The organism is Streptomyces sp. NPDC058239, assembly GCF_042882185.1.
Classification (GTDB): domain Bacteria; phylum Actinomycetota; class Actinomycetes; order Streptomycetales; family Streptomycetaceae; genus Streptomyces.
Map to the genome: position 1 here is coordinate 36,012 of NZ_JBHVWS010000004.1, position 12,967 is coordinate 48,978.

The following is a 12,967-nucleotide window of genomic DNA, read 5'->3' on the forward strand; positions in this document are numbered from 1 at the left end:
CCCGCGTCGGATGCGCCAGGCCTGCCCGTGTCGGATCCGCCGGGTCAGAGCAGGGTCAGCTGGGTGGGCTCGGGGCCGTCGAGCGGTGACCGCTGCTCCTGACGCACGGGGAGCCGGCGGGCCGAGCCGCGGTGCGAGGGGCCGATGCCGAACTCGGCCGCCAGTTCGTGGACGTACCGCGTGATGCGCCGCTGGTACCACTTGGGCGCATAGGCCCCCTCGGCGTACAGCCGCTCGTAGCGCCGTACCAGATGGGGGTGGCGCTGCCCGAGCCACCGCATGTACCACTCCCGGGCGCCGGGCCGCAGATGGAGGACGAGAGGGGTCACCGAGGTCGCCCCGGCGGCGGCGATCGCCCGGACCGTGGCGCGCAACTGGTCCGGGTGGTCGCCGAGGAACGGGATGACGGGCGCCATCAGCACGCCGCAGTCGATGCCGTGCTCGCTCAGCGTGCGGACGGCGTCGAGGCGGCGCTCGGGGGAGGGCGTGCCGGGCTCCACGGTGCGCCACAGCCCGTCGTCGACGAAGCCCACCGAGACGGAGATGCCGACATCGGTGACCTCGGCCGCCTGCCGCAGCAGCTCCAGATCGCGCAGGATCAGAGTCCCCTTGGTCAGGATCGAGAACGGGTTCGCGTGATCGCGCAGGGCCGAGATGATGCCGGGCATCAACCGGTAGCGGCCCTCGGCGCGCTGATAACAGTCGACATTGGTCCCCATCGCGATGTGTGCGCCGTGCCAGCGGCTGGACGCCAGCTGGCTGCGCAGCAGCTCCGGGGCGTTGACCTTGACGACGATCTGGGAGTCGAAGTCGATTCCGGTGTCGAGGTCCAGATAGCTGTGGGTCTTGCGTGCGAAGCAGTACACGCAGGCGTGCGTACAGCCCCGGTACGGATTGACGGTCCACTCGAACGGCATCCGCGACGCGCCCGGCACCCGGTTCACGATCGAGCGGGCCCGGATCTCGTGGAAGGTGATCCCCCGGAATTCGGGGGTGTCAAAGGTGCGCGTGGTCACCGCGTCAGCGGTGAAGAGCGCGCTGGCCCCGGTATTGGTGGGGTTGTCGACCAGATTGTCCCAGCGCATGGACGCCTCCTCGGTAGCACTGGACAGAGAATAGAACACTTGTTCCCTTGATCGTTTTCTCCCCTTCGTCCCGGCCCGGATTTTGAGCGGCGTCCCGGAGGTGGTTGGCTCAGCACACCCCCGAACAACCGAGTGCTGGAGGAACAGCCATGGCGCAGGTCGAGGCAACGACGGAGCGAGTCATCGCGGCGGACGCGGAGACGGTGTTCGACGCGCTGGCCGACTACAAGGAGGTCCGGGGCAAGGTGCTGCCCGGACACTTCAGCGAGTACGAGGTGCGTGAGGGCGGTGACGGCGAGGGCACCCTCGTCCACTGGAAGCTCCAGGCCACCAGCAAGCGGGTGCGCGACTGTCTGCTGGAGGTCACCGAGCCCACCGACGGCCGGCTCGTGGAGAAGGACCGCAACTCCTCGATGGTCACCACCTGGACCGTCACTCCGGCCGGTGAGGGCAAGTCGAAGGCGGTCGTGTCGACCGTCTGGAACGGCGCGGGCGGCATCGGTGGATTCTTCGAGAAGACCTTTGCGCCCAAGGGACTTGGGCGGATCTACGACGAGCTGCTGCAGAACCTTGCCACCGAGGTCGAGAAGTAGCTCCGACCTCTCTTGACCGGCCTCACCGGTTCGGGTGGTTTTCTCGGCCCGTCGGTTGTGCGCCGTAGTGGCTCCCACCGGCGGCTAAGCCCCCCGAGTGCGCCGTCAGCGCCCCCCGTCGCGTTTGCCCTCCCTTGTCGCTCAATGCGAGAAATGGGCGGCGCAGATGCGACGAAGGGGAGCGGCACGTGGTGGGTGGGATCACTCTGTTGGAGGACGAGCCGAGCGGTGCGGGGGCCGACGAGGCGGCGGCCACGCCGCCCTCGCCGCTCCCTGTCGTGAAAAAGACGGAAGAGGCGGAAGAAGCCGCAGTCATCGCGCCTTCCGCCGTGCCGGAGACCACCCCCCGCCATATCCGGCTGGTCTTCCTCGGGCTGATGCTCACGCTTCTGCTCGCGGCGCTCGACCAGATGATCGTCGCCACCGCACTGCCGAAGATCGTCGGCGAGCTGCACGGCCTGGAGAAGATGTCCTGGGCCGTCACCGCGTACCTTCTCGCCTCCACCATCGGGCTGCCGATCTACGGAAAGCTCGGCGACCTCTTCGGCCGCAAGGGCGTCTTCCAGTTCGCCATCGTCGTCTTCGTCATCGGCTCCGCGCTGGCCGGCTGGTCCCGCAGCATGGACGAACTGATCGCCTTCCGCGCCGTCCAGGGCATCGGCGGCGGCGGACTCATGATCGGTGTCCAGGCGATCATCGCGGATGTCGTACCGCCCCGGGAACGCGGCCGCTTCATGGGGCTCATCGGCGCAGCCTTCGGCCTCGCCTCGGTCGCGGGCCCGCTGCTCGGCGGCTTCTTCACCGACCATGCCTCCTGGCGCTGGTGCTTCTACATCAACGTCCCGTTCGGCCTGATCACCCTCGCCGTCATCACCGTCGTACTGAAACTCCCCAGGCCCACCGTCCGGCCCCGCCTCGACATTCTCGGCGCGCTGCTGCTCGCGGCCGCCTCCACCTGCCTGGTGCTGCTGACCAGTTGGGGCGGTACGGAGTACGCCTGGGGATCGCGCACCATTCTGGGGCTCGCCGCCGGAGCCGCCGGAACGGCCCTGCTGTTCGTCGTCGTCGAGCACCGGGCAGCCGAACCGATCATTCCGCTGCGGCTGTTCCGTGACTCGATCTTCAATGTCACCGCGCTCGTCGGCGCGGTCGTCGGGGTCGCACTGTTCGGCGCCGCCAGCTATCTGCCGACGTTCCTGCAGATGGTCGACGGCGCCACGGCCACCGAATCCGGGCTGCTGATGCTCCCGATGATGGGCGGCATCGTCGGCGCCTCCGTCGTCTCCGGTCAGCTGATCTCCCGCACAGGCCGCTACCGCGTCTATCCGATTCTGGGCGGCGCCGTCTCGGTGGCCGGCATGTGGCTGCTCTCCCGGCTCGAAACCGACACCCCGCGGTTCGAATACGGCATCGCGCAGGCCGTGCTCGGCATCGGGATCGGCCTGGTCATGCCGGTACTGGTGCTCGCCGTGCAGAACTCCGTGGAGCCCGCCGACCTGGGCGCCGCCACCAGTGCCAACAACTACTTCCGGCAGATCGGCGGCAGCGTCGGCGCCGCCGTCTTCGGGACGCTCTTCGCGGGCCGCCTCGCGGACGCGCTCGCCGTCCGCCTGCCGTCCGGCGCCGACCTCCCCGACCCCGAGTCGATCACCCCGCAGCTGGTCCATGCCATGGAGCCCGCGCTGCGCGACAGCTACATCCAGGCATACGCCGACGCGATGCCGCGGATCTTCCTCTACCTCGTGCCGGTGCTCGCGCTCGGCCTGTTCTTCGCCTTCTTCCTCAAGGAGAAACCGCTGGTGTCCCATCACAGCTCCGAAAGCGCCGCCGAGTCCGCACCGATCCCCGCCGCCCGCACCACCGCTGCCGCACCGCCGCCGCCCGTGTACCTGTCGGGTGTGCCGGTGTGCGGCAGCGTCCAGCACCCCGACGGTACGAAGGTCCCACGCGCCGCCCTGACTCTCATCGACGTCCAGGGACAGCAGGTCGGACGGGGCGCGAGCGGGGACGACGGGCGGTACGCGCTGAGCGTGCCCGGCTCCGGCTCGTACGTCCTCATCGCCGCGGCCGGCGGCCACCAGCCGCAGGCCGTCAGCGTCACCGTGGGCGAACGGCCCGTCGAGCTCGATGTGGTGCTCGGCGGTGCGGGACGCCTTGCCGGGACCGTCGTCACCGCCGACGGCATCCCGGTGCGCGACGCCGCCGTCACCCTCACCGATGTACGCGGCGAAGTGGTCGCGTCCACCCGCAGCGGTCGCGAAGGCGGCTATGTGATCACGGAGTTGGTGGCCGGCGAGTACACCCTCGCCGCCAGCGCGCCCGCCTTCCGGCCCGCCGCGCTGCCGGTGAGCGTGCAGGCGGCCAGGGAGACCCGGCAGGACATCGAACTCGCCGGTGGAGCGGTGCTGCGCGGCGTCGTACGGGCCAGCGGCGGCCGGCCCGTCGAGGACGCCCGGGTCACGCTCCTGGACGCGGCGGGCAATGTGGTCGACACGCTCACCACCGGGCCCGACGGCGCATTCCGGTTCGTGGACCTGTCCACCGGTGAGTACACGGTGATCGCGGCCGGGTATCCGCCGGTGGCCACCGTCCTCCAGGTCGCGGGTGGCGGACGGACCGAACGCGACCTCCAACTCGGCCACGAGGACTGACCGTTCCGAGGGTGCGGGCCGGCCGATGGCTTCACCGGCCGGCCCGGCACCGTGACGGGGCCGTTCGGCCCTGAACCCGGGCGGCGGCCGCAAGGACGACATGGCGCTGGGCTGATGGCCCGGTTGAACGGCATCCCGGACGGCGACGTGGCAGGGTGGCAACTCGCCCTGGCCCCAGGCGAAGTGGCCCGCGCACGGTGAGGTGACTGGTCCGAGGCAAGCTCCTCGACCGGGAGCTGCCGGAGGCGATGGAGGCCGCCGAGCTGATGGCCGCCGAGCCCGTCACCAACGCGGCGAGGCACGGCCGCACCCACCACATCGGACTCCGTCCGGTCCGCACCGGCGCCCTGCTCTGCGAGGTCAGCGACGACGAACCCGCCCCTGCCGCGCTGCTCGACGCCGCTGCCGACGACGAGTCCGGCCGCGGACTGCTGGTGGTGAGCAGCCTCGCCCGCGAACGGGGCAGCAGCAGCACGGCACACGGCAGGACCGTCTGGTTCGAACAGGCGCTCAGCCGTATCCCGAGCCCCCGGTCGCACACCTGGTGAAGAACGTCTCCACGGGCGGTGGATGCTGCGCGTGGTCTTGCCGCGCCCGCCCCGGGGGCGGTAGTCCGTACCTGAGCGAAATGCCTCAGGAAAATCGGACTCGGGAGTGCATATGGACGTGTCACAGCGATACCGCGAGGCGTGGGAGGGCTTCTGGTCCGCCACCTCGGACGCGCCCGGTGAGGCGATCTGGGACGCCGACCCCTCCCTCAGCTCCGGACCCCACAGCGAGCTGCTCCTGCCTTACGCCGACAGCTCGCTGCCCGTCGTCGATCTCGGCTGCGGGAACGGCACCCAGACCCGCTATCTCGCCACCCGCTTCCCCCGCGCGATCGGTGTGGACCTCTCGCACGCGGCGATCGCGCACGCACACCGCGCGGATCCCGACGGCGTGGCCGAGTTCGCCCAGCTCGACCTCGTCGACGCGGAGGCCGTGGCTGCCCTGCACGAGCGGATCGGCGACACCAACGTCTATATGCGTGCGGTGATCCACCAGAGCGAGGCCGAGGCCAGGCCCGCCGTGGCCGCGGCGGTTGCGACGATGGTGGGGGAGCGGGGCCGGGCGTTCGTCGCCGAGCTGACCCCGGCCTCCAAGGAGGTGCTCCAGCAGGTGGCGCAGGGACCGGGCGGCCCGCCCGAGAAGCTGCGCCGGGTCCTGGACCACGGTCTCAAGCCGGCCGGCGCCACGCAGGAGGAGGTGCCTCAGCTGCTGCGGGCGGCCGGTCTGACCACGCTGGCCGGCGGCGACACCGTCCTGGCCCAGACCGAGTATCTGCCCGACGGAACCCGCATCGACCTGCCCGCACGCTGGTTCGTGCTGGCCCCGTCCTGCGCCGTCGGCTGACAACACCGTCGGTCGGCAGCACAGGGACCGGCGGGCGAGGAGGTCACGGCAGCAGCCGTGGCCCCCGCTTCGCCGCGAGGTCCTCGACCCAGCCGAACAGCGCCACCGCCGCGGCGATCAGCACCCAGGCGACGGCGAACTGGAACCACATGCTGTCCAGCGGAAGATCCCATTCGAGGGCCGGCACATTCCACATCAGGTCGATCAACGGCACGCTCACCATCAGCGCGACCTCGTGCCACAGATAGATGGTCACGGCACGGGCGTTGAAGACCTTCACGATCCGGTCCGCCACCGTATGGCGGGCGAGCCACTCGAAGTCCGGCCGGAAGCGCAGGAGCAGCAGGACGAATCCCGCGGACCACAGCGCCTGGGCGAGCGGGATGTCGTCGAGGTCGTAGGAACCGTCGATCCGGTGGTGGAAGGCCCACCAGCCGCCCGCCGCCATCAGAACCGGCGCCGAGGCCAGGACGACGGCGGGGCGCAGCCGGTCGAGGACACCCACCCGGTGTGCGAAGCCCAGCAGCCAGCAGAACAGGAAGACCGACAGATCGCTGAGCGCACTGCCCAGACGTCCGTCCGGCACGCTCCACACCGTCGTCAGGAGCAGGACGGGGACGAGTGACAGAGCGAGGACGGGGAGCGGGGCGATCCGGAATCCACGCAGCAGAAGGGGTGACAGCAGGACGAACCACAGGTAGGTGCGCAGGTACCAGAGCACCGCCCACGCCTGTTCGCCCCATGCGTTGCCGGGTGGGTCGCCCACCGGCAGCACCCAGTACAGGACGTCTGCGCCGGGCAGCCAGCCGTGCAGCAGCATCGCCACGCCGAGCACCAGGGCGAACGCCCACAGCGGGATCAGCAGCCTGCGCAGCCGGCCGCGGATCACCTGCCGGGCGGGGCGCTCCAGGGAGCGCGCCATGAGCGATCCGGCGAGCGCGAACATCACGCCCATCGAGGGGAAGACCAGTCCCAGCCACGGCCATTCGAAGGTGTGATATGTGACCACGCGCACCAGGGCGAAGGCCCGCAGCGCGTCGAAATAGCGGTCACGGCCGCCGCCTCGGGCAGCGGGATCCGAGGGCTCGGACAGTGCGGGGTTCGGCCTGTCGATGACGACGAGTGCCCCCCGTTCCTTCGTACGCGGCGACGGCCGCGGTGCCCCCCTGCGGTGTGCGCCCGCCATCAGCGCACCTCCGTGCCGGGCGTGGGCGTACCGACCTCGCCGGTGCGCTTCAGCTTCTGCCAGCGCAGCCGGCCGCCGGTGGCTGCGGTGACACACGAGTGGATCAGCACCAGATACATCAGCTGCCGGTAGGCCAGTTGCTGCAGCGGGAGCATCAGCAGATAGCGGTACTTCTCACCGTCGAGGCGGAACGCGTATGCCGCACAGACCAGTTGGACCACCAGTACGGCCAGCCAGGCCAGCAGGGACGCCCTGAGGTCCACAAAGATCATCGCGTAGACCGTGAACACATCGATCAGCGGTGCGAAGAGGGGCGTGACGATCTGGAAGAGGACGACCAGTGGCATGCCGATCCGGCCGAAGCGTCCCGAGGGTCCCCGGTCCGTGACCGATCCGCGGTGCTTCCAGAGCGCCTGCATTGTGCCGTAGCTCCAGCGATAGCGCTGCCGCCACAGCTGTCCCAGCGACGCGGGCGCCTCGGTCCAGGCACGTGCGTGCTCGGCGTACACGACTCGCCGGCCGGCCCGGTGCAGGGCGATCGTGATGTCGGTGTCCTCGGCGAGCGTGTCCTCGCTCATCCCGCCGACGGCCAGTACGTCCTCGCGGCGGAACGCACCGATCGCGCCCGGGATGGTGGGCATGCAGCGCAGCAGGTCGTACATCCGGCGGTCGAGGTTGAAGCCCATCACGTACTCGATGTGCTGCCAGGCGCCGATCACGGTGTTGCGGTTGCCGACCTTGGCGTTTCCGGCCACCGCGCCGACCTCCGGGTCGCCGAACGGCTGCACGAGCCGGTGCACGGTGTCGGGTTCGAAGACGGTGTCGCCGTCCATCATCACGACGATGTCGTAACGCGCCTGCCGCACACCGTTGTTGAGCGCCGCCGACTTGCCCGCGTTCTCCTGGCGGACGACCCGGACATTGGGCAGTCCCAGCGACTCGGCGATCTCGGCGGTATCGTCGGTCGAACCGTCGTCGACAACGATGATCTCGATCGGATGGGTGCTCGCCGCCAGTGAGTTGAGCGTATTGGCGATGCACTCCTTCTCGTTGTACGCGGGGACGATCACACTCACCGGTTCCGTGACCGCGGGTCCCCAGGCGAACCGGCGTCTGTTGCGCTGCCGGTAGTGACGCCGGGCGAGGAGGAGCATCATGCCGAACCTGCCCAGCACGGCGATTCCGACCACCACCAGCGCGGCGGCCAGGCCGGGCACGGTCCACTCCGCGACGGCCACCGCGGCGAGGAGGGCGCGGCCCTCCCAGCGGGTGGCGGTGTCGGCGGTCCGGTGAGCGGCCTGGTCGGGGTTGCTCTGCAGGGCGTTGCCGGGGGCGGCGTGTGCGCCCGGTGCGCCTTGCGTGCTCTCTGCGCTCCGTGTGGCCTGTGCGCCGCTGACCGTGGTGAAGGTGTAACCCTTCGCCTTCATCTTCTTGATGTACCGCGGCAGCGCCTTGAGTGTCTGGGCCCGGTTGCCGCCCGCGTCGTGGAAGAGCACCGAAGCGCCCTTTCCGCTCTTCGGAGTGGCCCACTCGACGATCCTGCTGACTCCGGGCTTCTGCCAGTCCTCGCTGTCGGTGTCGATGAAGACGCTGGTGTAGCCCATGGCGCCGAGCTTCTTGTAGACGGGCCAGCTGTAGTTGTCGATGGCGTCGTTCGTCGACGAGTACGGGGCGCGGAACAGGGTCGTCGTGATGCCCGCGGCGCCCGCCAGAGCGAGCTGTGTCTGTGCGATCTCCCGCGTGACGCGGGCCGCGCTCTGGTAGGAGAGATCGACATGAGTGAAGGTGTGGACGCCCACCTCGTTGCCGGCGTCGACCATCCGGCGCACCACATCCGGGTAGCGCGAGATCATCGAGCCGACCAGGAAAAATGTGCCCGGCACATCGTTGTCGTCCAGGATGTCGAGCACCTGCTGGGTCCACTCGGGGTCGGGGCCGTCGTCGAAGGTGAGCACGATCGTCTTGTCCGGCACCGATCGAGTGTGCGCCGTGCCACCCTCGAAGCTGAGGAAGGGGCCACCGTCCAGGACACCCTGTGGAACCTCGCTCGCGCTCGCGTCGGAGCGGACCCGCTGGTCGTTTCCGACTTCGGCCCGCAGATAGCCGTCGAGCAGCATCACGGAGACGAGACCGAGCAGCAGCAGAAGAGCGATGACCACCCGCGGTTCGGGGACCGCCTGACGACGGACACGCGCGATCCTGCCCGGTGTGGCGTGCCGTCGTCCGGCCGCGGAACGGTCGTGGGTCCGGATCATCGGGCCGCGCCGGTGGTGGCGGAGACAGAGGGGGAGGCGGCGGGTGACAGCTGCCCGTCCGCCCCGACGCCGGGCCGGTCGCCCGGTGGTGCCTCTTCAGTGCCCGGAGGCATGTTCCCGGCCGGCCCACCCTGCGCGGCGGGTGCGCCGTCGAAGGGGAGCAGCTGCGAGGGCGACATGGAGATGCCTCCCACGAAGGCGAGTCCGAGCACGGCTGCGTAACCGACACAGGCGACGCCCAGTGCGATGCCCGCGCGGCGCAGCAGCCTGGCCCGGCGCCCGGAGCTGTCCACGAATACGGGCCCTTCCTGGGCCCCGGCTCCTGCCCCGGCACGGGACCTGGGCACGCCGGCGTGCTTGCGGCGGCGGACGGACGGGGCCGGATCATTCTCGATGGCGGTGTCGGATTGCATTTGCGCATGTTGACGAATGGCGATGTGCGAAGTCTGGGGCTTTGCTGGCCGAATGCTGTGGATGCACGGTCAACCTGTTGACGAGCTGAGAGAGCGAGTGCCCCCACGGTCCGCTTCGCCGTACTCCACTCATCCTCAAATCACCGCTGCTGATTGCTGCTTGGGCTTTCGGGGCGCTTCTCTCCGACTCCGGGCCATGAATTTCCTGTGTGTGGACCCAGGGCGGGCATGTGAGAGGTTTTCGGTGTGTTCCGGTCCCTCTTTGTTGCCGTTCCGGGACAACCTTCACGAGAGCAGGTGCAAACACCATGCGTATTTCACCGAAGCGTTCCCCCGGTGGCACGGCCGGCCGCGCGAAGCGAATCACTCCTGTCGTCGCCGGACTGCTCGCACTCGGGCTCGCCTGCTCCGCCTGCGCGACCGGCACGGCGGCGAACCAGGACCGGGAAGCGGGCCCGGGGGCCCGCCCCGGCTCCTCCACGGCCTCGACGGCGTACACCCCGTACGTCAGCGCCACGACCGCCGCCGGCACGGACTCGGCCGGTTCCCCCGACACGTACAACCTCGCCTTCGTCATCGCCGACGGCGACCGCTGCACCCCGCTGTGGGGAGGCACCGCGAAGGCCGGCGACCAGGCGGTGACCTCGCGCATCGCCGCGCTCACCGCGACCGGCGCGGATGTCCGGGTCTCCTTCGGCGGGGCCGCGGGGAACGAGCTCGCGCTCGCCTGCGACAGCGCCCGGGAACTGGCCGATGCCTACGCGCAGGTGCTCGACGCGGTCGGCGCGGACAAGGCCGACTTCGACATCGAGGGCGCCGCACTCACCGACCAGACGTCGATCACCCGCCGCGACCAGGCGCTGCGCCTGCTCCAGAAGGAGCGGGACCTCGATGTCACGTACACCCTGCCCGTGATGCCGGACGGTCTGGAGGCGACCGGGACCGATCTGCTGAGCGACACCGCACAGCGGAACGTCGACGTGTCCGCGGTGAACATCATGGCGATGAATTACAGCTCCTCCCACGACGGAGACATGGGCGACTACGCGCAGCAGGCCGCCGAGGCAACCCACGACCAGCTCACCGACGTACTGGGCCTGTCGGACACCGCGGCCTGGCGGGCGCTGCACATCACCGTGATGATCGGCGTCAACGACGTGGGCGGGGAGACGTTCACCCTCGCCGACGCGGCGTCCCTGCGCACCTTCGCCGGGCGCAAGGGAATCGGCGCACTCTCCCAGTGGGCCACCTTTCGCGATCAGGAGTGCACCGACGAGGACACCTCGAAGGCCGTCGACACCTGCAGCGGAGTCGCGCAGGAGGCGGGAGCGTTCGCGAGGGCGCTGGGCGGATGACCGGTCGCACCGCCCTCGCCCCCGCTGCCCTCACAGCCCGCTGTCACTCCGGAGCAGCGCCATCAGTTCCCGCGCGCCCGGGCTCATGGCCCGGGCCGCCGGCAGCACCACGACGCTCTCGTAGTAAGGCTGTCGGGGCCCTTCGAGCTCCACCGCCACCAGTCCCCGGGCCTCGGGCTTACGGGAGAAGTGGTGCGGCACCAGCGCGACCCCCAGCCCCTCGTGCACCAGCTCCAGCAGGCTGTGCACGTCATTCACCTCCAGCCCCACCGTGCGCCGCACCCGTGCCTCGGCGAACGCCCCGTCCGCCGCCCGCCGCGGACCCCAGTCCGGATGGAAGTCGATGAAGGACTCACCGGGCAGCTCACCCCACGCGACGCGGTCCGCCGTCGCGAACCGGTGACCGGGGGCACAGAGGACGACCATCGACTCACGCGCCAGCGGGATCAGCTCGCCTCGCCACTCGACGGCACTGACGGTCGCGGCGAAGGCGGCATCGAGCCGCCCACCGGCCACCCCGTCCACCAGACTCGTGGTGCCCTCCTGGCGGAGCCGGATCTCCATGAGCGGATGCCTACGGTGAAAGGCCGCCAGCAGACGCGGAAGATGTACCCCGGGCACGCACTGCTCGACGCCCACCGACAGCGTGCCGCGCAGCAGTCCCCGTACCGCATCGACAGCGTCCCTCGCCGCTCGCGCCCCCGCCAGTGTGCGTTCGGCCTCCACCAGCAGGGCGCGCCCCGCCTCGGTCAGCCGCACGCTGCGCGTGGTGCGGCTGAAGAGCGGTGTCCTGAGCTCCTGCTCCAGGGCCCGGACGGAGGCGGAAAGACCGGACTGCGACACGGCGAGGCGCTCGGCGGCACGCGTGAAGTGCTGTTCCTCGGCGACGGCGACGAAATGTTCCAGCTGACGCAACTCCATGATTGAGAAATATAAGCGCTGAATCCAAGCAGAATCTCCTGTTGGACTGCTGGATGGTTGTCGGCGAACCTGGACCCCGCGCACCGCAACCGCCCCTCTTCCGTGGAGCCCGCATGTACCTCCCGTCCGCCGACCGCTACCAAGCCATGCCCTACCGGCGCACCGGACGCAGCGGACTGCTGCTCCCCGCGCTCTCCCTCGGTCTGTGGCACAACTTCGGCGGCGACCGGACGCCGGAGACCCAGGGGCAGATCCTGCGCCGGGCATTCGATCTCGGCATCACCCACTTCGACCTCGCCAACAACTACGGACCGCCGCCCGGCGCCGCCGAGACCGCGATGGGCCGCGCACTGAGGACGGACTTCGCCCGGCTCCGGGACGAGCTCGTCATCTCGACCAAGGCGGGCTATCTGATGTGGGACGGCCCGTACGGGGAGTGGGGATCCAGGAAGAATCTGCTCTCGTCGCTCGACCGGAGCCTCACCCGGCTCGGCCTCGACCACGTCGACATCTTCTACTCGCACCGCCCCGACCCCGACACCCCGCTCGAAGAGACGATGGGCGCGCTCGACTCGGCGGTACGGCAGGGCAAGGCGCTCTACGTCGGCATCTCCAACTACTCGCCGGAGCAGACCCGTCAGGCCGCCCGGATCCTCGAGGAGCTGGGTACCCCGCTCCTCATCCACCAGCCGCGCTACTCGATGCTGGACCGCTGGGTCGAGGACGGCCTGCTCACGGCGCTCGATGAGCTGGGCGCCGGATCCATCGCCTACTCGCCGCTGGAGCAGGGCATCCTCTCCGACCGCTATCTGCGCGGCATCCCGGAAGGCTCGCGCGCGGCCGGCAGCAGCCCCTTCCTGACGCCCGATTCGGTCACCCCGGAGCTGGTGGACCGGCTGCGGGCGCTCGACGAGGTGGCTTCCGCGCGCGGGCAGTCCCTCGCGCAGATGGCGCTCGCGTGGGTGCTGCGGGGCGGCCGGATCACGTCCGCCGTGGTCGGGGCGAGCAGCGTCGCCCAGCTGGAGAACAGCGTCGAGGCGGTCCGTGATCTGGAGTTCGCCGACGAGGAGCTGGCCCGGATCGAGGAGATCCTCGGGCAAGCCGCCGGGGAGTAGG

General features: G+C 70.1%; 10 protein-coding genes and 1 pseudogene. 6 read left to right on the forward strand and 5 right to left on the reverse strand.

Features of this window, described 5'->3' with window-relative positions; all coding sequences use genetic code 11:
• Nucleotides 1-44 precede the first annotated feature (44 nt).
• Nucleotides 45-1,085, reverse strand: a complete 1,041-nt coding sequence (locus ACFVYE_RS07310; protein WP_389604492.1) for an Rv2578c family radical SAM protein — start codon at nucleotides 1,083-1,085, stop codon at nucleotides 45-47.
• 149 nt (nucleotides 1,086-1,234) lie between these two features.
• Between ACFVYE_RS07310 and ACFVYE_RS07315 the strand changes: the two genes are divergently transcribed.
• The 4 genes and pseudogenes from ACFVYE_RS07315 (at nucleotide 1,235) to ACFVYE_RS07330 (ending at nucleotide 5,721) form a co-directional block, all read left to right on the forward strand.
• Complete coding sequence (locus ACFVYE_RS07315; protein ID WP_327271869.1) at nucleotides 1,235-1,678, forward strand: SRPBCC family protein; 444 nt, start codon at nucleotides 1,235-1,237, stop codon at nucleotides 1,676-1,678.
• 188 nt (nucleotides 1,679-1,866) lie between these two features.
• Nucleotides 1,867-4,329, forward strand: coding sequence for an MFS transporter (locus tag ACFVYE_RS07320; protein WP_389604494.1), 2,463 nt, complete (start codon nucleotides 1,867-1,869; stop codon nucleotides 4,327-4,329).
• Nucleotides 4,330-4,396: 67 nt separating this feature from the next.
• Nucleotides 4,397-4,877: pseudogene (locus ACFVYE_RS07325) on the forward strand (ATP-binding protein); the annotation flags it as partial.
• 112 nt (nucleotides 4,878-4,989) lie between these two features.
• Entirely contained in the window at nucleotides 4,990-5,721 is a 732-nt protein-coding gene (locus ACFVYE_RS07330; protein WP_383960235.1) for a methyltransferase domain-containing protein, read from the forward strand.
• Between the two features lie 43 nt (nucleotides 5,722-5,764).
• On the opposite strand, the gene ACFVYE_RS07335 is transcribed toward ACFVYE_RS07330, so the two are convergent.
• From ACFVYE_RS07335 to ACFVYE_RS07345, 3 genes are read right to left on the reverse strand one after another with little or no spacing between them, the layout of a single operon-like run.
• Nucleotides 5,765-6,907, reverse strand: a complete 1,143-nt coding sequence (locus ACFVYE_RS07335) for an acyltransferase (protein WP_389604496.1) — start codon at nucleotides 6,905-6,907, stop codon at nucleotides 5,765-5,767.
• On the reverse strand, nucleotides 6,907-9,162 hold the full coding sequence (locus ACFVYE_RS07340; protein ID WP_389604498.1) for a bifunctional polysaccharide deacetylase/glycosyltransferase family 2 protein: 2,256 nt from the start codon (nucleotides 9,160-9,162) through the stop codon (nucleotides 6,907-6,909). Before ACFVYE_RS07340 ends, ACFVYE_RS07335 begins: the two co-directional genes overlap by 1 nt.
• Nucleotides 9,159-9,575 carry a hypothetical protein gene (locus tag ACFVYE_RS07345; protein WP_389604500.1) on the reverse strand — a complete coding sequence of 139 codons (417 nt, stop codon included), beginning with the start codon at nucleotides 9,573-9,575 and terminating at the stop codon, nucleotides 9,159-9,161. Before ACFVYE_RS07345 ends, ACFVYE_RS07340 begins: the two co-directional genes overlap by 4 nt.
• Nucleotides 9,576-9,883: 308 nt before the next feature.
• Here ACFVYE_RS07345 and ACFVYE_RS07350 point away from each other — a divergent pair, with 308 nt between their 5' ends.
• On the forward strand, nucleotides 9,884-10,930 hold the full coding sequence (locus ACFVYE_RS07350) for a chitinase (RefSeq protein ID WP_383960224.1): 1,047 nt from the start codon (nucleotides 9,884-9,886) through the stop codon (nucleotides 10,928-10,930).
• Nucleotides 10,931-10,960: 30 nt separating this feature from the next.
• Here ACFVYE_RS07350 and ACFVYE_RS07355 read toward each other — a convergent pair whose 3' ends face one another.
• Nucleotides 10,961-11,851, reverse strand: a complete 891-nt coding sequence (locus ACFVYE_RS07355; protein WP_383960221.1) for a LysR family transcriptional regulator — start codon at nucleotides 11,849-11,851, stop codon at nucleotides 10,961-10,963.
• Nucleotides 11,852-11,964: 113 nt separating this feature from the next.
• On the opposite strand from ACFVYE_RS07355, the gene ACFVYE_RS07360 reads away from it, so the two are divergent.
• Complete coding sequence (locus ACFVYE_RS07360; protein WP_383960218.1) at nucleotides 11,965-12,966, forward strand: aldo/keto reductase; 1,002 nt, start codon at nucleotides 11,965-11,967, stop codon at nucleotides 12,964-12,966.
• Nucleotide 12,967: the final 1 nt, after the last annotated feature.

Bases quoted from the DNA above. Each gene is read 5' to 3' on its own strand.
- ACFVYE_RS07310 (WP_389604492.1), bottom strand. From the start codon at position 1,085: ATGCGCTGGGACAATCTGGTCGACAACCCCACCAATACCGGGGCCAGC.
- ACFVYE_RS07315 (WP_327271869.1), top strand. From the start codon at position 1,235: ATGGCGCAGGTCGAGGCAACGACGGAGCGAGTCATCGCGGCGGACGCG.
- ACFVYE_RS07330 (WP_383960235.1), top strand. From the start codon at position 4,990: ATGGACGTGTCACAGCGATACCGCGAGGCGTGGGAGGGCTTCTGGTCC.
- ACFVYE_RS07335 (WP_389604496.1), bottom strand. From the start codon at position 6,907: ATGGCGGGCGCACACCGCAGGGGGGCACCGCGGCCGTCGCCGCGTACG.
- ACFVYE_RS07340 (WP_389604498.1), bottom strand. From the start codon at position 9,162: ATGATCCGGACCCACGACCGTTCCGCGGCCGGACGACGGCACGCCACA.
- ACFVYE_RS07345 (WP_389604500.1), bottom strand. From the start codon at position 9,575: ATGCAATCCGACACCGCCATCGAGAATGATCCGGCCCCGTCCGTCCGC.
- ACFVYE_RS07350 (WP_383960224.1), top strand. From the start codon at position 9,884: ATGCGTATTTCACCGAAGCGTTCCCCCGGTGGCACGGCCGGCCGCGCG.
- ACFVYE_RS07355 (WP_383960221.1), bottom strand. From the start codon at position 11,851: ATGGAGTTGCGTCAGCTGGAACATTTCGTCGCCGTCGCCGAGGAACAG.
- ACFVYE_RS07360 (WP_383960218.1), top strand. From the start codon at position 11,965: ATGTACCTCCCGTCCGCCGACCGCTACCAAGCCATGCCCTACCGGCGC.